At 60.1% G+C, this 24,612-nt stretch carries 15 protein-coding genes; all 15 read right to left on the bottom strand.

Going from position 1 to position 24,612, the window contains the following annotated elements; translation table 11 throughout:
* Window positions 1-7: 7 nt before the first annotated feature.
* The 15 genes from Q7F16_RS24810 to flgH all read right to left on the bottom strand — a co-directional run bounded on the left by Q7F16_RS24810 (window position 8) and on the right by flgH (window position 24,548).
* Window positions 8-1,078: a class I SAM-dependent methyltransferase gene (locus Q7F16_RS24810; RefSeq protein ID WP_409556434.1), complete on the bottom strand. Its 1,071-nt coding sequence runs from the start codon at window positions 1,076-1,078 to the stop codon at window positions 8-10.
* A complete protein-coding gene (locus Q7F16_RS24805) occupies window positions 1,068-1,925 on the bottom strand; it encodes an NAD-dependent epimerase/dehydratase family protein (RefSeq protein WP_409556433.1) in 858 nt (285 codons plus the stop codon). Before Q7F16_RS24805 ends, Q7F16_RS24810 begins: the two co-directional genes overlap by 11 nt.
* Window positions 1,922-3,148 carry a methyltransferase domain-containing protein gene (locus tag Q7F16_RS24800; protein WP_409556432.1) on the bottom strand — a complete coding sequence of 409 codons (1,227 nt, stop codon included), beginning with the start codon at window positions 3,146-3,148 and terminating at the stop codon, window positions 1,922-1,924. The genes Q7F16_RS24805 and Q7F16_RS24800 overlap by 4 nt, the downstream gene beginning before the upstream one ends.
* Complete coding sequence (locus tag Q7F16_RS24795) at window positions 3,145-3,705, bottom strand: dTDP-4-dehydrorhamnose 3,5-epimerase family protein (RefSeq protein ID WP_409556431.1); 561 nt, start codon at window positions 3,703-3,705, stop codon at window positions 3,145-3,147. The genes Q7F16_RS24800 and Q7F16_RS24795 overlap by 4 nt, the downstream gene beginning before the upstream one ends.
* Window positions 3,702-4,775: a CDP-glucose 4,6-dehydratase gene (gene rfbG / locus Q7F16_RS24790; RefSeq protein WP_409556542.1), complete on the bottom strand. Its 1,074-nt coding sequence runs from the start codon at window positions 4,773-4,775 to the stop codon at window positions 3,702-3,704. Before rfbG ends, Q7F16_RS24795 begins: the two co-directional genes overlap by 4 nt.
* Window positions 4,766-5,539 (bottom strand): glucose-1-phosphate cytidylyltransferase, encoded by a 774-nt coding sequence (gene rfbF / locus Q7F16_RS24785; RefSeq protein WP_018611833.1) that lies wholly within the window; start codon window positions 5,537-5,539, stop codon window positions 4,766-4,768. Before rfbF ends, rfbG begins: the two co-directional genes overlap by 10 nt.
* A gap of 214 nt (window positions 5,540-5,753) precedes the next feature.
* A complete protein-coding gene (locus Q7F16_RS24780; protein WP_409556430.1) occupies window positions 5,754-7,064 on the bottom strand; it encodes an HlyD family type I secretion periplasmic adaptor subunit in 1,311 nt (436 codons plus the stop codon).
* The gene (locus tag Q7F16_RS24775) at window positions 7,064-8,803 is read right to left on the bottom strand and encodes a type I secretion system permease/ATPase (RefSeq protein ID WP_409556429.1); all 1,740 of its coding nucleotides are present in this window, start codon (window positions 8,801-8,803) and stop codon (window positions 7,064-7,066) included. The genes Q7F16_RS24780 and Q7F16_RS24775 overlap by 1 nt, the downstream gene beginning before the upstream one ends.
* A 275-nt stretch (window positions 8,804-9,078) precedes the next feature.
* Window positions 9,079-13,935, bottom strand: coding sequence for a hypothetical protein (locus tag Q7F16_RS24770; protein ID WP_409556428.1), 4,857 nt, complete (start codon window positions 13,933-13,935; stop codon window positions 9,079-9,081).
* A gap of 165 nt (window positions 13,936-14,100) precedes the next feature.
* Window positions 14,101-17,667, bottom strand: coding sequence for a glycosyltransferase (locus Q7F16_RS24765; RefSeq protein ID WP_409556427.1), 3,567 nt, complete (start codon window positions 17,665-17,667; stop codon window positions 14,101-14,103).
* 94 nt (window positions 17,668-17,761) lie between these two features.
* A complete protein-coding gene (locus Q7F16_RS24760; RefSeq protein WP_204127047.1) occupies window positions 17,762-19,327 on the bottom strand; it encodes a flagellar hook-associated protein 3 in 1,566 nt (521 codons plus the stop codon).
* A 13-nt stretch (window positions 19,328-19,340) separates the two neighbouring features.
* The gene (flgK, locus tag Q7F16_RS24755) at window positions 19,341-21,407 is read right to left on the bottom strand and encodes a flagellar hook-associated protein FlgK (RefSeq protein WP_409556426.1); all 2,067 of its coding nucleotides are present in this window, start codon (window positions 21,405-21,407) and stop codon (window positions 19,341-19,343) included.
* Between the two features lie 10 nt (window positions 21,408-21,417).
* A complete protein-coding gene (flgJ, locus tag Q7F16_RS24750) occupies window positions 21,418-22,722 on the bottom strand; it encodes a flagellar assembly peptidoglycan hydrolase FlgJ (RefSeq protein WP_079305380.1) in 1,305 nt (434 codons plus the stop codon).
* 14 nt (window positions 22,723-22,736) lie between these two features.
* Window positions 22,737-23,807 (bottom strand): flagellar basal body P-ring protein FlgI, encoded by a 1,071-nt coding sequence (locus Q7F16_RS24745; RefSeq protein WP_161798353.1) that lies wholly within the window; start codon window positions 23,805-23,807, stop codon window positions 22,737-22,739.
* A 45-nt stretch (window positions 23,808-23,852) separates the two neighbouring features.
* Entirely contained in the window at window positions 23,853-24,548 is a 696-nt protein-coding gene (gene flgH / locus Q7F16_RS24740) for a flagellar basal body L-ring protein FlgH (RefSeq protein WP_046062978.1), read from the bottom strand.
* Window positions 24,549-24,612 lie beyond the last annotated feature (64 nt).

Here is a 24,612-nt window from a genome sequence, read left to right as displayed (position 1 = left end):
CTCGCGGTTATTGGAACGAAGCGCTGTCAACGGCGTGGTAGACGTAGCGCCCACCGGTCATCCGCTTGATCTCTTCGAGGTAATTGGAATTCATTACAAATACGTGCGCCCCTTCAGGCAGAGCCTGCGTCGCCTCCTCCGGCGAGGAAACCCGCGCACCACTCAACGGCAGATACCGCCCCTGCTTGGCCGGGTTGATATCCACCACGCAGTCCACAGCAACACCGGCTCGTTGCAGGAACAGCGAATAGATCACGCCCTTGGAGGATGCCCCCCAGATCGCCGAACCCTGCTGCGGCGCAGCCTGGATAATCTGCACCGCACGCCCCAGGCTGGCGGTGAATTCAGCGGGCAATTGCAAGGCTGGAACGGGCTGCTCCGGCTTCAGGCGCAACGTGGCCAGATCGGCAACGATGTATAGGTACTGACCGCCGAACAGGTGTCCGGCTTCATGTACCGTACCGAACATCCGGCGCAGGTCATCGAGGCGGAAATAATTCACATGCTCGTAGAACAGGTCGAACCAGGCACGATGGTCCAGGATCCAGTCCAGACACGGCACTTCGATGTAAATCTGCCCGCCCTGGTTGGCCGCTGCGATTTCAGCAAGGAAAGCCACCGGATCCTGGATATGCTCAAGCACGTGACGCAGCACCACCGCGTCGGCCGACAGGCCCAGATCGCGAGTGAACGGTGCCTTGATCACGTCAGCGTTGTCGCCTTCATAAGCAGGGTCGATGCCAGTGATGGCATAGCCGCGCTCTTTGAGCAACTCCAGGAAATAGCCTTTGCCACAACCGACCTCAATCAGTTCCTGGTCGCTGAAATGTCGAGCAATGATGCCCTCCACATCAGCCAGGTGCCGCTGGAACTGCCCTGAGTGGGCCTGTTCGTTCTGATAATCACTGTCATAGCAGAGCTTGTCCGCATCGAATGCCTGATTGAAGACCAACCCGCTCACTTCGTCCTGGACCAAAACCATATCGGCACACGCCGAGGCTTTGGCCGACTGTTCATCGGCGAAGGTCCGGTTCTGCAGGACCGGAAGGCCGATGGCCCGGTACAACTCACGCGTCATGTTCGGCTCCCAGCAAGGTGTGCAAGCGTTCGGCCACGCCCCAGAACGCCATGGGTTCATGAGTCGGGTATGGGTAATGGCCCAGGTTCAGGCGAATGGCCGCGCCACGCTCGCGCAGCCGTGTTTCCACCAGCGAGCGAACCGACACTGGTACGCCACTTGAGCAATTGACGACACCATTGAACTCGCGCCGCAACACCAGCCCCGCCAGATAAGCAGTCGCTGTTTCGATTGCCAGGTAATCGCGCAGTTGCTCGCCCCCGGACATGTCGAAGACCGAGGCTTGGGCATCGATGGCCCGGTCCAGCGCCGCAAGCAGGCTGTTGGGGTTCTGACCGACACCGTGCAGGTAGAACAAACGTGCCCACTGCAAGGTAAACGGGTGCTCGCATTGCAGCTGTTCAAGAAACAGGCGCAAGGTATTTTTTGCCAAGCCGTAAGGGTTGGCCGGCTGCGGTGCAATCTGCTCATCGAGCGGTCCACTCTGCAGGCCGTATTCGAAACAAGTACCGGTGACCAGCACCTGCCCGACCCCCGCCACGACAGCCTGTTTGATGAACTGATAATCGGCCAGCAGGTTATGTTCGAAATGAAACAGTGCCTGGTAATTCGGCAGCCCCGGCCATGCGAGATGAACCAAGGCATCGACGCCCTCGACCAAGGCAGCGACGTCCAGTTCTTCTGCGTGGACATCGGTCGCGACGAATTCAACCCGGTCGAACCAGGGCAATGCCCTGGCCGGTTCCACCCGGCGTGCAACGGCCCGGACCTGACAACCGCGCGCGAGCAAGGCCGTGACCAGATGACGGCCGACAAACCCGGTGGCGCCGGTCACTAAAACCTTCATAGCAGCGTCAACTCAGGCACTGCGATGACGAATTGCCCGCCCCATTGGCGAACCTCAGCCAACTGCTGGCTGACTTCGCGCAGCAAGTTCCAGGGCAGGACGAGAACGTAGTCGGGTTGCTCTATCGCGATATGCTCGGGCGACACGATAGGAATCCGACTGCCCGGCAAATATTTACCCTGTTTGTGCGGATTGGCATCGGCCACCCACGCCAACAAGTCAGGCTTGACCCCGGCGTAGTTGAGCAACGTGTTGCCCTTGGCGGCCGCGCCATAACCGGCCACACGCTTGCCATCGGCCTTGGCCTGCAACAAAAAGCGCAACAGACCATGTTTGATCGCCTCGGCGGCCGGCGCAAGGGTGGTGTAGTACGCGGCAGTTTTCACGCCGGCATCCAGTTCGGCCTGCAACTGCTGTTGCACCGAGGCCTGGACCGGGCGACGAACGCCGTCGGCACGCTGGGCGAAAACTCGCAACGAACCGCCATGAGTCGACAGTTGGCTGACATCGAATACTTCCAGCCCATTGCGCTCACACAGGGTTTGCACGGACGTCAGCGACAAGTAGGAAAAATGTTCGTGGTACAGCGTGTCGAACTGCTGGCCGGCCATCAATGTGAGCAGTTGCGGAAACTCGAAAGTAGCGACGCCGGTTGGCTTGAGCAGCATCGCAAAACCGGCGAGGAAATCATTGATGTCCGGCACGTGGGCCAATACGTTGTTGGCCGCCATCAAATCCGCTGCCCAGCCTTCGCTGTTCAACTGCGTGGCCGTTTCGCGACCAAAGAACAACTCGCGGATCTCCAGGCCTTTGGCACGAGCAGCCTCGGCGGTGCTGCGCGTCGGCTCGACGCCCAGGCAGGGAATACCGCGCTTGGCCACGTACTGCAACAGGTAGCCATCGTTGGCGGCAATTTCCACCACGCGACTGTCAGCACTCAGTTCGAAGCGCTCGGCCATCTCGGCAACATAGCGCTCGGCGTGGGCCAGCCAAGTGCTGGAAAAAGAGCTGAAATAGGCGTACTCGGCGTCGAACAGTGTGTCCGCGCGGGTGTAATCCTCGGTCTGCACCAACCAGCATTGCTGGCACACCGCGACTTTGAGCGGCACCCACTGCTCGGCCTGATCCAATTGGTCGGCCCGCACATAGGCGTTGGACGGCGGTGAAGTACCGAGATCGATCAGTGGCAAAGCCAGGGCAGTCCCGCAACCTCGGCAGTTCATAGACGCACTCCAGCGAAACGCTCGTCGAGCAAGGGATGGTTGCTGTCCCGACTCGACAGATTATTGACAGGCAGCGGCCAGGAGATCGCCAGCCGCGGATCAGTCACCGACAGGCCACCCTCATGCTCCGGGGCGTAGTCGGCGCTATGCAAGTAAAGCAGTTCGGCATCGTCGGTGAGGGTCTGGAAGCCATGGGCGAACCCGGCCGGGATCAACAGGCTGCGACCATCGCCAGCCTGCAGGTGCTCGGCATGCCAATGCAGGAAAGTGTCGGAATCGGGACGCAAATCCACGGCCACATCCCAGACTTCGCCACGCAGACAGGTAATCAGTTTGGCTTCCGGTTGCGCCGCGTTCTGATAATGCAACCCACGCACGCTACCGCGCTCACGGGTGCAGGAATGATTGATCTGACGGATATGGAACGGCTGGCCGAATGCACTCAGGCTACCTTCGCAGAACAGCCGGGCGAAATGCCCGCGCTGGTCTTCGAAGCGTTTGTGCTGGACGCTGAACAGATCGGCCAGCGGCAATGCCTTCAAGGAAAACTCGCTCACAACGCGCCTCGGTACAGGTTCAGTTGGCCGAGGGTGACTTGCCGCATGTCGTCGCCGTTCTGCCATGCCAAGTGCCAATCCAGGGTCTGGGCCAGGCACTGTTGCAACGACCAGCGCGGCTGCCAACCGAGCAGCTGCCGGGCACGGCTGCTGTCCAGGCGCAACAGGCCGGCCTCGTGCAAATCGCTTGGTTCGATGCGCAGGCCCGGCGCTTGCGGCCAGCGCTCGGCCAACAACTGGACGACTTCGCCGACGCTGCACATGTCGGCTTCACTTGGACCGAAGTTCCAGGCACCGGCGAATTCCGGGCCTTGTCGATACAGACACTCAGCCAATTGCAGGTAACCGGCCAATGGTTCCAAGGTGTGCTGCCATGGACGAACGGCTTGTGGATAACGCAGTGTCACCGGCTCGTCTGCCGACCAGGCTTTAAGCACGTCGGGAATCAGGCGCTCGGGAGCGAAATCACCGCCCCCCAGCACGTTTCCGGCCCGCGCCGTGGCCAGGGCCAGGCCGTGCTCGGCATAGCGCTCAGCCGAAAAGAATGAGGCGGCATAAGACTGCGCCAGCAATTCGCAGCAGGCCTTGCTGCTGCTATAGGGATCGTGACCGCCCAAGGCCTCGTTTTCGCGGTAGGGCCATAACCATTCCTGGTTGGCGTAGACCTTGTCGGTGGTGACCAGTACACACGCCTTGACACCACCTACCTGGCGAACCGCTTCCAGCAGGTTAAGAGTCCCCATGACGTTGCTGGAATACGTGCCCAATGGGTCGCGATAACCTTCGCGCACCAACGGCTGCGCCGCGAGGTGCAGGATAATCTCCGGCTGCACGTCGGCCAGCAGCTCCAACAAGGCGCCGAGGTCGCGCAAGTCACCGCGCCGGTCATCGATGCCCTCGCCCACGCGGGCCAGCTCGAACAGGTTTGGCTGGGTGGCCGGGTCAAGGGAAAAGCCACTGACCTTGGCCCCCAGGCTTTGCAACCACAGCGTCAGCCAACTGCCCTTGAAGCCGGTATGGCCGGTGACCAGCACGCGCTTGCCACGCCAGAATTCCGGATTCACGACCATTGTTTCCATGGGGCCTCGCCACTTTGCCACAGGGCTTCGAGGTGGTTTTTATCCCGCAAGGTGTCCATTGGATGCCAGAAACCATCGTGCTGGAACGCCTGGAGCTGCTGCTCGGTCGCCAACGCCGCCAGCGGCTCGGCCTCCCAGGACGTTTGGTCATCGGTGATAAAAGGCAAGACTTTTGGCGAGAGCACAAAGAAGCCCCCATTTATCCAGCCACCGTCACCTCGAGGTTTTTCGGTGAAACCCAGAACGCTATCGCCGTCGCGCTCCAACGCACCGTAACGCCCGGGGGGCTGGACTGCCGTCACGGTGGCAAGCTTGCCGTGAGACAAATGAAAATCTACGAGCGCGCCAATATTGAGGTCCGACACGCCATCACCATAGGTGAAGCAGAACGCCTCTTCATTTTCCAGATAACGCGCCGCCCGACGCAGACGCCCACCGGTCATGGTGTCTTCGCCGGTGTCGATCAAAGTCACGCGCCACGGCTCGCTGTAGTTCTGGTGAACGTCCATGCGGTTGTTGCACATATCGAAGGTGACGTCAGAGGTGTGCAGGAAGTAGTTGGCGAAAAAATCCTTGATGGCATAGCCCTTGTAACCAAGGCAAATCACGAAGTCGTGGATTCCATGGGCGGAATACTGCTTCATGATGTGCCAAAGAATTGGCTTGCCACCGATCTCGATCATCGGCTTGGGCTTGAGGTGCGACTCCTCGCTGATCCGCGTGCCGAGACCACCTGCCAAGATAACTGCCTTCATCGTCTCCCCTCTTGTTCATCACCGGGCTCGGCCAAGCGTTGTTTCGCTTTGCTGGCGCGGGGATTACACCTTCAATGCCGATCCGGGCGCTGCGATGGGCCGCGAGCGCTCGTTTTATGGCGATATGAGGGGGGCTTGCAGGAAACGCGCCAGCACATCCTGGTATCGAAAGCTCTAGCGTTCATAACCTTGCCAAGCCATTCAGCGTTAAAAACTAGCCCTCTCTGAATGCTCGCTGGGCATGGTCGCTGATTGGTTTAAGCAAATAAGACATGACGTTTCTGGAGCCGGTCTGGATCATCGACTCCACAGGCATTCCCGGCACCAGGGCAAGCCCTTGCAGTTTTGCCAATTCACTTTGAGGAATCTTGATACCCGCCCGATAAAACCCCACCCCGGTGCGCTCATCCTGAATCAGATCTGCTGACAGCCGCACCACGGTGCCGGTCAGTTCCGGCGTGGTACTACGGTTGAACGCACTCAAGCGCAAGGTCGCGGATTGCCCGACCGTTAGTTGGTCGATGTCCTGGGCACTGATTTTCGCCTCCACCAGCAGTTCATCGTCGGCGGGTACGATCTGCATGAGCCCCTCGGCCGGTGAGATGACGCCACCGATTGTGTGCACGGCCAATTGCTGCACGCGCCCGGCAATCGGCGAGGTGATGTCGATGCGTTTGAGCTGATCACTGGCCGTGATTTCCCGCTCGATCAACTCGCCCTGACGAGCCAGCAAATCTCTCAATTCCTGGGACACTTCACTGCGAAAAGTCTGATCAACCTGGAGTCGTTGCAACTCGGTTTCGGCGATCTTGCCCCGCGCCTCAGCAATGGACGCCATCAACTGTCCCCGCTCTCCGCGCAAGCGGGCAATACCTCGAGCCAGGGCGTTAACCCGGTCGAGGGTCATCATGCCTTTGTCGAACAGCTTTTTGACGGCCTGATATTCCGAGTCGATCAGCTCGATCTCTTCCAGCTTGGTTTTCTGCTGGAGGTCGTGGCCGGCAATGGTTTCGTTGAGTTGCTGGACACGCTCGCGCAGTTGCTTCTTCTGGCCTTCCCGGGAAGCGCGGCGGTCGATGAACAGTTGCTGCTCGCTGGCCATGACGGTCTTGGCCTCTTCCACGCTCAGACGACTCAGCAGCTCTTTTGGCACCGTCACTTCGCTGGCATTGTCCCGCTCGGCCTCCAGGCGAGCCAGACGGGCCCAGGCCTGGTTCAATGATTTACTGACGATGGCCTGACTGGCGGCAGGCAATGTGGCATCGAGCCGCAACAACACGTCCCCTGCCGCGACTGTCTGCCCTTCCTTGACCAGCAGTTCGGCGACGACGCCGCCGGTAGGATGCTGGACGGTCTTGACGCTGCCCTCCACGGCCACCACGCCCGTGGCGATGACCGCGCCGGACAGGCTGGTGCTCGCCGCCCAGGTCAGCCCTCCGCCAAGCAGCACCACCAATGACACCGCCCCCCAACGCAGATGACGGGATAAAGAATCGGTCAGATTGGCTTCTTGATCGGTCTGCATCAGTTGGGCACTCCCAATTCCACGACATTGTTGGCGGGCCGGGGAGCTGGCGCAGGCGGCCTTTTAAGGACGGCATCCTTGGGGCCGAAAGCCGCTTGCACGCCGTTTTCGAGAATCAGCACATGGTCAATCACCGACAAGATACTGGTGCGATGGGCGATCACCACCACGATGGCGCCACGGGCCTTGAGCGCCAGGATGGCCTTGGCCAGCGCCTGTTCGCCCTCGGCATCGAGGTTTGAATTTGGCTCGTCCAACACCACCAGGAACGGATCACCAAACAATGCCCTGGCCAGGGCCACCCGCTGCCGTTGGCCGGCCGAGAGGTTGACCCCACCTTCTCCCACTTGGGTTTCATAGCCTTGGGGCAACTGCAGGATCAGCTCATGAACCCCAGCCAATTGTGCTGCGCTGACAATCGCACTGTCCGGTGCCGAAGGGTCTAGCCGGGCGATGTTCTGGGCGACGGTTCCGGTAAACAGCCCAACGCTTTGCGGCAGATAACCGATCAACTTGCCTCGAGCCTGTTCGGTCAGCAGATCCAGCGGCGCGCCATCGAGCCGGACATGCCCACGAGCCGGTGCCCAGGCGTTGACCAGCACCCGTGCCAATGACGACTTGCCCGATGCGCTCGGCCCCACCACCCCCACGGCAGTGCCCGCGGCGACCATGAAGTTGATATTTTGCAAGGTCAGGCGCTGCGCGCCGGGCGGCGCGGCGAAAACACTTTCGACCTGCAAGTTGCGATGGGCCGCGGGCAGCTCGGTCTTGCTCTGGGCATCCGGGAACAGCGAGAACACTTCCACTAGCTTCTTCCAGGCGATTTGGGCACCCAACAGGCTGCGCCACGAGGCAATGACCTGCTCCGCCGGTGCCAGGGTCCGCGCCACAATAATCGAGGCCGCGATCATCGTGCCGCCGCTCAAGTCGCCCTGGATCACCAACCATGCCCCCAAGGCCAGGGCGGCCGACTGAACGACCTGGCGCAAGGTTTTGGAAATGCCACCGTAAAAACCGCCGATGTCGATCGAGCGTCGTTGCAGGGTGATGAAGGTGCTGTGATTCTTCTGCCAGATAGTCGACGTGTTGCCCAACATGCCCATGGCCATCAGGGCTTCGGCGTTCTGGTGTGCTTGCTGACCCAGGTGATTGCGCTTGTTCAGCGCATCGGCCGACGCCTGCATCAATTTGCGGGTCTGCCGGTCAGTGAGCGCGGTCAGCGCGATGAGGATAATCATCAGGCCGACGGTCAAAAGACCAAAGAGCGGGTGAATATAAAAACAGACCGCGAGGTAAACCGGCATCCACGGCAAATCGAAAAATGCCACAAGTCCCGGACCACCAATAAAACTGCGGATCTGGTCCAGCTCCTGGGCCGGTTTCAAAGCGTCTCCGGTAATCGGTGTTTTCAGTGAAGCACCGGCAATCACGTTGAAGACTCTCGAAGACAGTGTCAGATCCAGCGAGGAGGCAATTCGCACCATGACTCGGGAGCGAATGATGTCCAGCAGGCCCGAAAGCGCATAAACCCCCAACGCCAGCAGCCCAAGGGCGACCAGAGTCGGGACGCTCTGGCTGGGAATGACTCGGTCGTAGACTTCCAGCATGAACACTGGGCCAATCAGCGCCAGGATATTGATCACCCCGGAAAACAGCGCGGCGCCTATCAGCCCCCGGCGCAATGCCGATTTCAATGGAGGCGCGACAACAGGCGCACTGACAGCGTTAGGGGTTTTCAACTGTTTTCCATCCCTTGGTTTTTCATGACATCCATGTCACCAGTCAATACTGACTTGATGACAGAGGCCGTATGGAAACTTGACGCTCTTCGAGCGCTTTGCGCTGGGCTGCAAGTTCCGCACCAGACAGTCCGCCTACGGCAGGACTCGCCTGCGCAAGATTGCGCCCAAGCTGCGGGCAAATAAAAACGCCTCTGGGTCAATAAGACCCAGAGGCGTTCCTATAGCCCTGCTCTTGATCAAGCTCCCCGGGCAAGGGGGAGCACGCGCAGGTGTTATGCGGGGATCGTAAAGACATCTCCATTGGACGTATGGAACTGCTCGATGGTGTTGAAGCCCGCGTACCAATCCTGCAGCTTCACGCCCATGTCCGAAAGAGGTTGGCCTGAATGGTAGCTGGAGGTATTGAAGATATAGGCATCATTGCCACTTCGCACGGTCGTTATCGTGTCCATCGACGCCATTCCGTTCAGCATCACCCGGTCAAATCCTCCTGTGCCGTCATCCTTGATCGTGACCTGGCCGTAAGTATCAATGACGTAGGTATCGTCATCCTGGCCTCCATTGACGAACCCCTGACCACCTTCGGCGACAGTCAAAGTGTCATCGCCTGCCCCGCCCAATAAGCGGAAACCATCCCCTTTGCCCAACAAAATATCGTTGCCGGCCCCACCGTCAGCAGTGCCGCTGAACACCGCGATACCGTCGTTGCCAGCCTCGCCATAAGCCACTGTTCCGGTGTCCAGGCTGGCCGTGGTGATCGCATCATTGCCGAGGCCGCCATAGAGCTGATCGGCTTGGGCAACGTTGGTAGAGCTACCGGGAAGCATCGGGCCAATAGCCGTGTACAAGCCGCCATAGATGTAATCGGCGCCATCGCCCCCGTAGATGGTGTCGCTGCCCAGCCCGCCCTCCAGCCAATTAGCCAGGCTGTCTCCTGTCATGGAGTCATTGAACTGGCTACCCATGACCCGCTCGATGTTAGTCAGCACATCGCCCTCGGCGTCGCCTCCCTGGTGAATACCCGTCTGAAGGTTGATATCCACAGCGGCAGCACTGTTGATGTACCAGGCCTGGTCCACACCATCGCGACCATCGATGACGTCGGCGCCTGCACCACCAATAAAAATGTCGGCTTTAGCAGAGCCCAACAGGGTGTCATCGAAGCTGGAGCCCTGATAGATCTCGATCGCGGTAAACGTATCGCCCGCCGCATCACCGGCATTCACATTGGTTGTCAGGTCGATGGTCACCGCACTGGAGGACTGCTCATAGCTGGCCAGATCAGTTCCCAACGCGCCATCCACGCCCATCGCTTGCGAACCGCCGATGAAGGTGTCGTTAAAACCCGACCCTCGTAGCGTTTCAATCTCCTGATAGGTATCCCCAGCCGCAAGGCCTGTATGGACGCCTGTGGTCATATTAAGGGTAACCGCTACCCGGCTATCGCCATAGCTGGCGACATCCACGCCTGCTCCACCAATGAGTTGATCTGCGCCAGCGGCGCCGAACAGTACATCGTTACCGCCACCACCGATGATGATGTTATCGCCGGTGTTGCCGTACCCTGTGAATGCCACCGTGCCAGTGTGGGTCATCTTCTCAATGAACGGGTCCATGGTGAAGATGGCCTGGCTAGTAAATACTTCGTCGAAGCCGCCATCGGCCAGCTCGACCGTCTTGTTCCCGCTGGTGTTGACGATGTAGACGTCGTCACCGAGCCCTCCTTCCAGCGTTACAGCACCCCAGGCACTGGTGAACGTGTCATTGAACACCGTACCGATGACCTTTTCGATCCCTTCCAGCGTGTCGCCCTCGGCATCACCGCCAATCCCAGGCAAGCCTTTATAGACCCGAATATCGACATTGATCGCTTCGGCCGAGGTCGAATAATCCACCGTGTCGATGCCCAGACCACCATCGAAGCCAATCGCCAGACCGTCCGCTACAAAGGTGTCGTTGTAACTTGAGCCGCGGATCACTTCGATGTCGGTAAAGGTATCACCAACTGCAATACCCGAATAAACTCCGGTTTTGAGGTTGATGTACATGGCCTCGCTACTGTCGGTATAACCGGCCACGTCCAGCCCCGAGCCACCGAAGAACTGGTCGGCTCCGTCACCGCCGAACAGCACGTCGTTGCCTGCTCCCCCGATAATGATATTTTCGCTAGCGTTGCCATAGGCGGTGAAAGCGGCCGTGCCGGTGTAGGTCAACTTCTCGATGAACGGATCCATCTTGTAGCTGGCCTGGTTGGTGCGCACTTCGTCGTAGCCACCATCGGCCAACTCGATCGTCTTGTTGCCGCTGGTATTGACGGTATAGAGATCGTCCCCTGCCCCGCCTTCCATCGTCACAGCTCCCCAGGCGCTGGTGAACGTGTCATTGAATGCCGTACCGATGACCTTTTCGATGCCCTCCAGCGTGTCGCCCTCGGCATCACCGCCAATCCCAGGCAAACCTTTATAGGCCCGAATATCGACGTTGATCGCCTCGGCCGACGTCGAGTAATCCACCGTGTCGATGCCCGCGCCGCCGTCAAAACCGATCGCCCGGCCGTCCGCCACAAAGGTGTCGTTCAAATTCGAGCCACGGATCACTTCGATGTCGGTAAAGGTGTCGCCAGTGGCGATGCCCGAGTGAACACCCGTCTTGAGGTTGATGTTCACCGCCACCTTGCTGTCGGTATAACCGGCCACGTCCAGCCCCGCGCCGCCGAAGAGCTGATCGGCGCCGTCACCGCCGAACAGCACGTCGTTACCTGCGCCGCCGACGATGATGTTGTCGGTGACACTGCCGTACGCGGTGAAAGCCGCTGTGCCGGTATAGGTCAGCTTCTCGATGAATGGGTTCAGAGTGAAGGTCGCCTGATTAGTGCGCACTTCGTCGAAGCCGCCATCAGCCAACTCGACCGTCTTGTTCCCGCTGGTGTTGACGGTATAGAGATCGTCCCCTGCCCCGCCTTCCATCGTCACGGCGCCCCAGGCACTGGTGAATGTGTCATTGAACGCCGTACCGATGACTTTTTCGATCCCTTCCAGCGTGTCGCCCTCGGCATCACCGCCAATTCCAGGCAGGCCTTTATAGACGCGAATATCGACGTTGATCGCTTCGGTCGACGTCGAGTAATCAACCGTGTCGATGCCCGCGCCGCCGTCGAAACCAATCGCCCGACCGTCCGCCACGAAGGTGTCGTTGTAACTTGAGCCGCGGATCACTTCGATGTCGGTAAAGGTATCGCCGGTAGCGATACCAGAGTGAACACCCGTCTTGAGGTTGATGTTCATCGCCACCTTGCTGTCGGTATAACCGGCCACATCCAGCCCCGCGCCGCCGAAGAGCTGATCGGCGCCGTCACCGCCGAACAGCACGTCATTGCCTGCGCCGCCGACGATGATGTTGTCAGTGACACTGCCGTAAGCAGTGAAAGCCGCTGTGCCGGTGTAGGTCAGTTTCTCGATGAACGGATTCAGGGTGAAGGTGGCCTGATTAGTGCGTACTTCGTCGTAGCCGCCGTCAGCCAACTCGATCGTCTTGTTGCCGCTGGTATTGACGGTATAGAGATCGTCCCCTGCCCCGCCTTCCATCGTCACGGCGCCCCAGGCACTGGTGAATGTGTCATTGAACGCCGTACCGATGACCTTTTCGATACCTTCCAGCGTGTCGCCCTCGGCATCACCGCCGGTACCTGGCAGGCCTTTGTAATTGCGGATATCGACATTGATCGCTTCGGTCGAAGTGGAATAATCCACCGTGTCGATGCCCGCGCCGCCGTCGAAACCAATCGCCCGACCGTCCGCCACGAAGGTGTCGTTGTAACTTGAGCCGCGGATCACTTCGATGTCGGTAAAGGTGTCGCCAGTCGCAATGCCCGAGTGAACACCCGTCTTGAGGTTGATATTCACCGCCACCTTGCTGTCGGTATAACCGGCCACGTCCAGCCCCGCGCCGCCGAAGAGCTGATCGGCGCCGTCACCACCGAACAGTACATCGTTGCCCACGCCGCCGATGATAATGTTGTCGCTGGCGTTGCCGTACGCGGTGAACGTCGCCGTGCCGGTGTAGGTCAGTTTTTCGATGAACGGGTTCAGGGTGAAGGTGGCCTGATTAGTGCGAACTTCGTCGTAGCCGCCGTCAGCCAACTCGACCGTCTTGTTGCCGCTGGTATTGACGGTATAGAGATCGTCCCCTGCCCCGCCTTCCATCGTCACGGCTCCCCAGGCACTGGTGAACGTGTCATTGAACGCCGTACCGATAACCTTTTCGATCCCTTCCAGCGTGTCGCCCTCGGCATCACCGCCAATCCCAGGCAAGCCTTTATAGGCCCGAATATCGACATTGATCGCCTCGGCCGACGTCGAGTAATCCACCGTGTCGATGCCCGCGCCGCCGTCGAAGCCAATCGCCCGACCGTCCGCCACGAAGGTATCGGCAGCACCTGTGCCACGAATCACTTCGATGTCGGTAAAGGTGTCGCCAGTCGCAATGCCCGAGTGAACACCCGTCTTGAGGTTGATGTTCACCGCCACCTTGCTGTCGGTATAACCGGCCACGTCCAGCCCCGCGCCGCCAAAGAACTGGTCGGCGCCGTCACCACCGAACAGCACATCGTTGCCCACGCCGCCGGTGATGATGTTGTCGCTGGCGTTGCCGTAACCGGTAAAGTCTGTGCTGCCGGTGTAGGTCATGTTTTCAATGAAGGGGTCCATGGTCATCAACTTCCAGCTGGTACGCAGCTCGTCGATGCCACCATTGTCCTGCTCAATTATTTTCACGCCACTTGTGGCGACGTTATAAACATCGTTACCGGCGCCGCCTTCAAAAGTAGGGCCACCAATCGCGCTCGTGAAAGTGTCATCAAATGCCGTACCGATAACTTTTTCGATAGCGACCAGCGTATCGCCCTCGGCATCACCACCGACACCAGCCCGGCCGACACCGTTGCGAATATCAATGTCGATGCCAGCCGTCGAAGCGGAATAATCCACCGTATCGACCCCCGTCCCCCCATCCAGCCTGTCCGCCCCAGCGCTACCCAGGAGTACATCATTGGAGGCCAATCCATAGACCTCGTCGTCATCACTGCTCCCGGCCAGTGTATCCACGCCGCTCGTTCCATTTATCACTGCCATTTGCTTCTTCCTTGCTCTGTTGAGAAACCGGGTATTTTTTCAAGCAGCATTGGATAAAACCGCTCGCGATCAAAAAAACTCATCTGCCTTTATCGGCTTGTGGGCATGGAGACTGAGGCGAAAAAAAGGCGACTAAAGTCGCCACTGATCCAAGTTTTGTCAGAGCTAGTCCGGCAACCAACCCCACAACCAATGTTGCAGGTTTTTGCCGCTGAGCATGTAGTCGCGCAACACCGCTTCGCGCAGTTCATCGCCCATGCGGTAGCTGGCGTCAGGGTCGGCCAAGTGCATGCGGATTGCCGCGATCCATTCCTCGGTGCTGTTGCTGCGTACCTTGGTACACGGCAGGAAGCCGTCGTAGGCCTTGGTGTCGGTGCAGATCACCGGGTAGCCGCAGGCGCCGTACTCCAGCAAGCGCAGATTGCTCTTGCAGTCGTTGAAGATGTGGAACTCCAGCGGCGCCAGTGCCAGGTCGAGGTTCAGGCTGGCCAGTTTGAACGGGTAAGTCTGCAACCCGACGGAGGCGTGGAATTCATGAATGTAGGGGCGCAACACTTCCGGGCACATCCCGAAGAACACCCACTCCACCTCATTGGCAAGTTCGCGGACGACGTCGGCAATGATTTCCAGATCGCCGCTGTGGCTGGTCCCGCCGCCCCAGCCGACCCGTGGCTTGGAGGATGTTCCGCGCCGGCTGCTCAACCGGGCCCATGGCTCGGGTCGCAACATGTTAGGCACCACGCGGATCTCGTTGTGCATGCAGGATAAGGCATCCGCCAGCGGTTGAGTTGTCACCACCACGCGATCACACAACGCGATACCCTCGCGCAACATCTGCTCGGTGTTGACCGGTTTGTTGCGCGTGTGGGTATTTTTCTTGGGCGCGCTTACGATGTAGTCGTCGAGTTCAAAAATCCTAAAAGCGCCGGAATACTTCTTCATTCGTAGAATGTCGCCAGCAGCACCTTCGCTGTAGCGCCCCTGCAACACGATGGCATCTGGAGACAGCCGCTCGATTTCAACGGTCGAAGGCGACTCGTAGGCCACCCGAGCAATCACTCGACCGGCAGCTTCAAGCTCAGCCAGAGGGGCCGTGACGCGATAATGACCAACTGCTGTGGCATTGACTGGCAAACCAAGTACCAGTGGCAATGTACGGGTGCAAAACGGGTTCCAGTTATTGCGTAGCGAGGGTTCCAGACCGAAGCTGGAAGCCCCCAGGCTCAAGGAAGGACTGTAAGCCGGGTCACGAGCAATCTGCGGCAGCCATTTGCGATAGAAAACTTCACGCTCGCGTTCCTGCAACGCTTCTTCCGGCTGGGCTGGCGATTGCCCGGTCGCTTGCATGACGCTGGCGTAAGGCGTCCAGACCACCAGATAGCCATCCTTACCTATGCGCAGGCACAAATCGACGTCACTGAGGCCCTGGGTGAACGTCGCTTCATCAAGACAATCGAGCTCTTCGAACACCTGCTTGCGAACCATCAGGCAGTCGCTGCTGACCGAACTCCAGTTCTGAGTCGTGTGCAGACGCTGCATGTAGCCACGCGAGGTCGCGGACTCGCCATAAAATGGTGATCCCACCGGTCCGGCCAACCCGAGGATCTGCCCTGCGCCGACAATCGTACCCTGGGGGCTGAGTATCCTTGCGCCGACCACCGCGACTTCCGGGCGCAAGGCATGGTTGATAAGCTCGTCCAACCAATCACTTTCGCAAATGACCATCTGTGGGCTAAGCAGCAACAAGTAGTCGCCCCGGGCCTGGCTCGCGGCAAAGTTACGCACCGCAGCCTCATTGTCGTCACCGGCGTAGCGCAGCACGCGCAGCATGCTTGCGCCCAACTGCGCCATGTCCGCCAGCCAGCCGAGCATGGCAGGATCCCGGGCGCCGCTATCCACTATCAGAATTTCATAATGCGTATAGGCCGTGCGCTCGATCAGGCTTTCGCAGCAGCGCTGCAAGGCTGTCAGCGAATCCCCCGTACGCAGGATGATTGACACCAACGGACGAATGCCATATCGGTAGTCGATGCGATTGATCAGCGGCAGCATATCCTGGCGAATCTCATGAGGTGCGCCGATGCGCGCCAGGTGAGCGCTGACCATAGGGGCGTTGCCCTCAATAACTCCTGGCCACGACAGCCATTGGGCGAAGCTCAGCGTCGACTCCACCTGAATCTCGGCAATGTGCTCGATGGTCTGCGGGCCAGCCTCTTCTACCAACCGCCAGAGCAAATCGTGAGGTGCCAGCTCGCCATGGGCCGGGTCGAAACCGCCCACGGTCATGAAACGCTCACGCTCGAAGGCCAGGGCCCGGCCGACGTAGGGATAGGCGCGCATCAGGTCGAGGTTGAAATCAGGCTTGAATACCGGCTCGATGGACTCGCCGTTTACCAGTGCGCCCTCATCGCTGTAAGCGCAGAGGATTCCCGGTTTCCCGGCCACGCGTTCGGCCAGGATCAACAACGCTGAATCACGGAGGGTATCGCCAGCGCGCAGAAGATAGAACCAATGCGCGCCCTCCAACTGCGGGACAATGGCATTGAGTTGCCGCGCCCAATCGGGCTGATAGGGCAACTGCAACACCCGGTCATTGGCCTCGCAACGGGCGTCGGAAAGCACCACGACAGCCTGGGCCGGATAGAGCTGGCCGTCTATGCTGCGCAGCGTGGACGCCAATGCCACATCATCACCGGCACCGTCGATGACAATGGGCACGATGTTCGGCCGCAACGGCCAACTGTCGATGCGCGCAGGCATGACACGCTGTTCGACCTCACTGAAACGACGATTCGACAGCCATTCACGGTAGAACTCGGCATAGCTCTCGCTCTGGGCGCCTACCCGACCATTGACGACGGTATTGCGGTTGCCCAGCACGCGGGTTACGCAGAGCTCCTGCCAGGCATGAGGCTGGTCAGTGACTTTATTCAAATCGATGCAGCGCACCCAACCCGAGGCTGGAGCCGCTTCACCGCTGCGTGCAACAAGCATCTGCGCCAGCCATTCCCACTCTGATTTGGCAGCCTTGAGCATTTCCGGGGTTTTGCTCAACCGCTCCGGGTAGAGACGCTCGATACTCAACACGGTATTCAAGGCAATCAGGTTGCCGCGTCGCATCAAGCAGACAAACAAAGCAAAATCGAGCACCGCAACAAAACCGGCACCGTCCTGAATCAGGGCGGGCAACAACTCCAGCACATCGGCCCGGCGCATCAGGGCGGAACTGAAATTACCGACAAAGTTGGTAGGTGTTTTCTCAAAAATCGCCAGCATGTCGTCGCCCTTGAGCAAGGCGTCATTAGGCGAGAAGCGGCAGTTATCCACCCGGGGTGGCAAGATGAAGTTGCCTGCGTCGCACAACAGCCGAAGCGCAAACACCACACTCACGTCAGCATGATCCATCAACGCCCGGGCCTGCATCGCAATGCTCGGCGCGAATAGACGGTCATCGTCGCACAGCACCTTGATGAACTCACCGCTGGCCTCTTCGACACAGCGCAACAGGTTGCCCTGAAGCCCCAGTCGCTGTGGGTTTCGCAAGTAGCGGATCGGATGGGACGGTTCAGTGAACGATTCGACGATCTGGCGAATCTCATCGCTAGGCGAATCATCGCAAACGATGATCTCGATGTGTTCGTAGGTCTGGGTCAGGGCACTGAGCAGTGCCTGGTCGAAGAACCGAGGGTTGTAGGCGGGGATGACGATACTGACGAGCGGAAGTGACTTCACGGTTAAAACTCTCGAGCGGCGGGCCCCGGCCTTTTCAGGTCGGAGCCCCGGAACCGCTTAAAAAAAGACGGTTGGCGGCTCGGTCGATACCGGCTCAGATCTTGTTGAACAGGCCCAACTGGGTGATCTTGCTGAAAGCCAGTTGCGAGGCCTGCAACATGGTCTGCTGCAAGGTCAGGCGAGTCATCACTTCGGCCGCATCGGAATCACGAATCGACGATTGAGTCTGGTTATTGGCCAACAGCAGGCTCTGGTTCGTGTCGCTTTGGGTTTCCAGAGCCTGGCCACGCCCACCTACCGAGCTCAAGGCGCTGGACAACTGATCGGTGCCGCTGGCCAGGTTGCCGATGCCGGAGGCCAGCGAAGCCTGCAGCTTTTGCAGCGCAATCGGATCGTTGTTGGTCGGCGTGTTCAGCGCGGTTTTCAGCTGGTTCACGGTGTCCAGAATGTTCTGGGTTTCGTGGGTGTTGACCGCGATGCTGAACTGATCGTCAGCGGCAGGCGTACCGTCCAGGGTAAAGCTCACGCCCGAGGCGGTGGCCACGTTGCCGGCCAGGGTACCGCTGGACACCGGCTGGCTGTTGGCGGTCAGCGGCGCAGTGTAGAGGTCGAAATCGGTGGCGCTGGTGAACTTCAGTACGGCCGCACCGGTAGGGAAACTGGCGTGGTAGGCCACCGGGTCGGTGATTTCGCTGCCAGTGACCTGGACCGTGGTCGGGTTGCCCGGGCTGCGGGTCGTGACAAAAGTATCCGGCTTGGCGGCCAGAGTGAAGGTGTGGCCAGGCAACACAGTGCCCGCGGTATCACCGGTTTGCAGGTTGATGTTCAGGGTCAGTTCCAGGCCACGGAACTGTACCGCCTGACCACTTTTGCTGTTGGGATCAAAAGCACCGCCCTGGCTGGCTTCGGCGGTGACGTCGTTGCCGCCGGAGTCGGTGATTCTCAGTTGCGTGCCGCTGGTGAACTCAACGGTGTACGGTTCGCCACTGCGGAATTTGCTGTTGTAGCTGACACTGGACGACACCTGGCCGTTGGACAGCACCACGCGGCCATCATCCACCGCAGGCGCGGTCATGGTGACCTGGCTGCGGCTGGTGTTGACGGCCTGCTGGAACACTTCCCAGCCGGTGCTGTTGGTGGCCATCGACATGGTGTCGCCGACGGGCAGGTCGAGGGTCACCTGGTCACCGTTATAGCTGTAGCTGCCATCGTTGTTGCGGGTGAACGGAATGGTGTCGCCCTTGGAGCCGGCGAAAATATACTTGCCGTTTTCGTCCTTGCTGTTCATCAGGCTCAGCAACTGCTCTTCGATCTGCGCCAGCTCCGAGGCGTTGGCCTGGCGGTCGGCGTCGGTGTAGCCGGCGTTGCCGGCACCGACGGCCAATTCCTTGGCGCGTTGCAGCACGTTGCCGATGCTGGTCATCACCGCTTCAGTGGTGCCCAGGGTTGCCTTGATGGTGTTGGTGTTGGTTTCGTACTGAGCCAGCATCGATGCTTGCGTGCCCAGTTGCAGCAGACGCGAGGCCCCTACCGGATCATCGGCAGCGGTGTTCACGCGCACCAGGCTGCTGGCCTCTTCGCTGGTCTTGACCACGTTGGCGAAGTTTTTCTGATAGTTCGCAGCCGTGCTTTCGTAAAACTGGGAGGTGGAAATGCGCATGGGCTACGGCTCCTTAAAGACTGTTGATCAGCGTGCTGAAAATTTCCTGCGCAGCCTTGATGATCTGCGAAGACGCGGTGTAGTACTGCTGGAATTTGACCAGGTTGCCGGTTTCCTCATCCAGGTCCACGCCCGACAGTGAGTCGCGGGCGTTCTTGGCGTTGTCCAGGATCGCACCGGTGGCGGCACTGTCGAGCTTGCCCTGGGCGGCCTTGGAACCTACGCCTTCCACCAGCTTGCCGTAGGCATCGTTCAAGGAAATGCCCGCGCTGGAAGAACCGGTGTCCACGGTCTTGGCGGTCTGCAAACCGGCCAGGGCGGTGCCGTTACGGTTGTCCAGGGTGCCGGGCTGGCTGAGGCTGACATTGATACCAGCACCCTCGGATGGCGCGCCGGCAATGGACATGTCGAACGTGACGGTGCGCTGCACCGGCGGTACGGACGAATCCATGATCGGGTTGCCGCTGGCGTCCGTGAGCGGAACGCTCAGGCTCAGGGTGTTGCTCTGGCCAGGCTTGATCGTGCCATTGCTGATCTCGAAGCCCTTGGCATCGAGTAATTGGTAAGCCTGGCTGGTGCCATCAGTGGACGTCGCGCCGAACACCACTTTGACCGGCATGGAATTCTTGATGCCGTTCTGGATGATGCTGGTGGTGGCCTCATCGTAGATGTCCAGCTTCGTGGTCATGGTGGGCTGACCGCTGGCCGGAATGGTCAGCGTACCGCTGCCCCCTGGCACGATGGCGGCGCCCAACGGCGCGGCAATTGCCAGCCGCTTGGAGTCGGTCATCTCGGTCTTGATGCTGGTCGCCGCGTTGCGGGTCGGGGTGATCTTGAACGAATCGCCTGCGGCCGCGGTGCCACTGGCGAAGGTCAGCGAGAAGCCATCGACGATCGGTGCTGGCGTAGTCGTAGTGCTGAATGCGCCCATCGACGTGTTGTCAGGCAAGCGCTGCACGGTGTAATTGGTGGCGCTGGTGAAGGTAATTTTGTAGTCGTTGGTGGTCAGTTTTCCGGTGTCTTCGATGGACACGTTGAAGTTGCCGGAGCCCGCACTGTTGTTCAACGACGCAACGCTGCGCTGACTCATTTGCGCAGTGCTGTTGATGTTGCTGAACAGGTTGGAGCCGAAGGCGCCGTTCATGTCGATGCCCGACGCCTGGATGCTGTTCATCTGGTCGGCGACCACCAGGGCCACGCGCCCCAGCTCGTTCATGGCTGGGTCGAGCACGGTGCTGCGGTAGCGCATCAGGCCACCGATTTCGCCGCCAGTGAGCACCGAAGTCAGGTCCATGGAGCTGGAGCCGCTGTTGAGCTGGATGCCAATACGACCCGGATCGTTCTTGTCCGGCACCGCTTCCAGGGTATTGACGGTATTGCCCATCACCAACGGTTGGCCGGAGCCCAGGTAGATGTCCAGGCTGCTGCCGTTCTCGACGACCTGCGTGCCGGTGAAGGTCGAGAGCTGGCGAATGGTTTCGCTGCGGGCATCGAGCAGGTCGTTAGGGGCGCCGCCGGCGTTGGAGACTTCGGCGATTTTCTTGTTCAACTGCGCAACGGTGGCCGCCAGGTTATTGACCTGCTCGACCATGTTCGACAGGTTGCCGTTGATGTTCTGGCTCTGCTCCGTCAACTGGCTGGCAATCGAATTGAAACGGTTGCTCAGGGCCTGGGAATCGCTAAGCAGCAACTGGCGGGATGCATCGTCACCCGGTTTGGCGTTGACGTTCTGCACCGAGGCGAAAAACTTGGTCAATGCCCCGTTGAGACCGGTGCCGCTGTCGGACAACAGGGAGTCGAGCGGAGTGATCTGGCCCTGATAGGCCGCCGCGTCGCTGTTGAGCGAGGTGGTGGTTTTCAGTTGCGCTTCGAGATAGGCGTTATACACCCGGCGCACGTCCGCCAGGGTTGTGCCGGAACCGATGAACACGTTGCCGTACTGGTTCGACGCCTTGGTGGTCTGCACGGTCTGCTGACGCGAATACCCAGCGGTATCGACGTTGGCGATGTTGTTACCCGTGGTCACCAGTGCGGTCTGGCTTGCGGACAGACCCGACATCCCGATATTGAGCAAACTCATGGTTCAGACCTTATAAAGTCGTGGTGGCACCAGCCGACGCGTAGTTTTGGTAACTCGTCATCTGCCGGGCTATGTTCGAAATCTTGCTGGCGTAGTTCGGGTCGGTGGCGTAACCGGCTTTCTGCAACTCGCGTACAAACTGTTCCGGGTTATCGGCCGACTTCAGTACATCTTGATAGCGACTGTTGCTTTGCAGCAGATTGACCAGATCATGGAAACTGTCGCGGTACGAGGCGTAGGAACGGAACTCGGCCGTCTCCTTGACCATCGCGCCATTGCGGAATTCGCTGGTGATCGCCCGCGCCGAATCGCCCTTCCAATTGGCGCTGGCCTTGATGCCGAACAGGTTGTGGCTGCTGTTGCCATCGGGCTGGCGCATGACCGATTTACCCCAACCGGTTTCCAGGGCGGCCTGGGCCACCAGGTAACGCGGGTCGACACCGATGCGGTCCGCCGCTTCCTTGGCCATTGGCAGCATGGCGTTGACGAATTCATCGGCATCGCGGAAGGCCTTGCGTGCCGGTGCCAGCGGTGGCTGTGCCACGGCGCGACCATAGACCTGCATGTCGCCTTTGGGCTCGGAAGCCTTGAGCGCGGCCAGCCAGTCGCCATTGGCCAGTTCGCCGGTGGCCGGCTTGACGGCGGCGATGGCGCGATCAGGCAGCAAGTTCTGCGCAGGCACATCGGCATTGGCCGACGCCGAAGGCACCAGGCCGGCGAGCAGGCGGTCGGCCAGTTTCGGCGGCAGGGCCAGGCGGCGCTGGTTGAGCAATTCCATGTCGTTGCGATGGACGCCCTCAGCCCCTTGCGGCGCACTCACGGCCCGCGAAGCCCACAACGGACGCTGGCCGCTGATACGCGACAACGGGCCATCGGTGGGCAGGGTCCCGGCCGCCACTGGCGTCGGCACCGGCGCCTTGGCGACCTTGTCCTGCACCTCTTGCTGCTTGGCAGCCGACAATGTCGCCGCCTCGCCAGACACCAGCGGCTTGTTCTTGGACATCTGGCGCAGCAGCACGTCGGCCAGGCCGATACCACCGCCTTCGCGGGACATGGAAACGGCCAACTGCTGGTCGTACATTTCCTGGTACTGCTTGGCTTCCGGCGTGTTCATCGGATTGTCCTTGCCCAAGGCCTCGGTGGCCGAACGCATGGACTTGAGCATTTCGCCGAGGAACAGCGACTCGAATTCCTGCGCCACTTTGCGCAGGTTGCCTTCGCTGTTCTTGTCGCCGACCTTGAGCTGGTTCAAGCGGTTCAAGTCCGAGTAGGACCCCGAATCCCCGCTGATCAAGGCGCCTTTGCGCATATCCACCATGGCCGTGTTCCTTAAATCACGATCAGGTCGGCTTGCAACGCGCCGGCCTGCTTCAAGGCTTCGAGAATGGCCATCAAGTCGCCCGGTGCCGCGCCGACCTGGTTCACCGCCCGGACGATTTCATCCAGGGTAGTGCCCGGGCCGAACTTGAACATCGGCTTGGCTTCCTGCTCGGCATTGACCCGCGAACGCGGTACCACGGCGGTCTGGCCGTTGGACAACGGCCCCGGCTGGCTGACGATCGGGTCTTCGGTGATGGTCACCGTCAGGCTGCCGTGGGTCACGGCGGCCGGAGACACCTTGACGTTCTGGCCGATCACGATGGTGCCGGTACGCGAGTTGATGATGACTTTCGCCACCGCCTGGCCCGGGTCGACCTCAAGGTTTTCCAGGATCGACAGGTAGTCGACCCGCTGGCTCGGATCCAGTGGCGCGGTGACGCGAATCGAGCCGCCGTCGATGGCCTGGGCGACGCCTGGGCCGAGCATGTCGTTGATCTTGTCGACAATGCGCTTGGCGGTAGTGAAGTCGGAACGGTTGAGGTTCAGCGTCAGGCTGTTGCCCTGGTTGAAACCGCTCGGCACCGCCCGCTCCACCGACGCACCACCTGGGATGCGGCCGGCCGACGGAACGTTGACGGTGATCTTCGAACCGTCGCGCCCCTCGGCATCGAAACCGCCCACCACCAGGTTGCCCTGGGCAATGGCGTAGACGTTGCCGTCGATACCCTTGAGCGGCGTCAGCAGCAAGGTACCGCCGCGCAGGCTCTTGGAGTTACCGATGGACGAGACGGTGATATCCACCTGCTGCCCAGGCTTGGCGAACGCCGGCAGATCGGCACTGATCGACACCGCCGCGACGTTCTTCAACTGCACGTTGCCGGAGCCGGCCGGCACCTTGATGCCGAACTGCGACAACATGTTGTTGAAGGTCTGCAGGGTGAACGGGGTCTGGGTGGTCTGGTCACCGGTACCGTTCAGGCCCACGACCAGGCCGTAGCCGATCAACTGGTTGGAACGCACGCCGGAAATGCTGGCGATGTCCTTCAAACGCTCGGCTTGAGCGGTAAAGGCCGCCGACATCACCAGGGCACCGATCAACAGCTGCTTAAGATTCAACTGGGCCACCTAAAAAGGGAACTTCGGGCTGAGGAAGAAACGGTCGAACCAGCCCGGCTGACTCGCATCGGCAAAGGCACCGGTACCCGAATAGGTGATGCGCGCATCGGCTACACGGGTCGACGGAACAGTGTTGTCAGTGGAAATGTCATCGGCGCGAATCATGCCGGCGATGCGCACCAGTTCGTCACCGGTGTTGAGCGTCAGCCACTTCTCGCCACGCACGGCGATGATGCCGTTGGGCAACACATCGGCGACGGTCACGGTGATCGAACCGGTCAGGCTGTTGCTCTGGCCGGACTGGCTGTCGCCCTTGGTGGCCCGATCAGCGCTGTAGCCGGCATTGAGACTCAGGTCGCCGCTACCGATCGGGTTGTTGGTGGTCAGGCTGGAGCCGAACAGCGAGGTCAGGCCGACGCTGGTCTCGCTGGTCTTGTCGATTTGCGAGTTGGCGTTCTTGCTGGCCTGGGTCCGCTCGTTCAGGGTGATGGTGATGATGTCACCAACCCGGAAAGCCTTGCGGTCGCTGTACAGGTTCTGCTCGAAACCGGCCTGGTAGATCGAGCCATTATTGGCGGCAGCCGGCAACGGCGTGCGCGGCAACACCGGGGCGTAATACGGGTCATTGGGCCTGGGTGTCGGCGCGACACAGCCCGCGAGTGCGGTGATCCCACTCAGTGCCAGAACAGATACGAAGCGTTTCATGACCCTACCTCTTGGTGTTGCAGGCGACCCTGGGGCCGCCCTGTCTACGTAATGACGGACGTTG

The sequence above is a fragment of the Pseudomonas sp. Lb2C2 genome (assembly GCF_052112205.1).
In the GTDB taxonomy this organism is placed as follows: domain Bacteria; phylum Pseudomonadota; class Gammaproteobacteria; order Pseudomonadales; family Pseudomonadaceae; genus Aquipseudomonas; species Aquipseudomonas kilonensis.
This window is presented reverse-complemented; position numbering and strand designations above follow the sequence as displayed.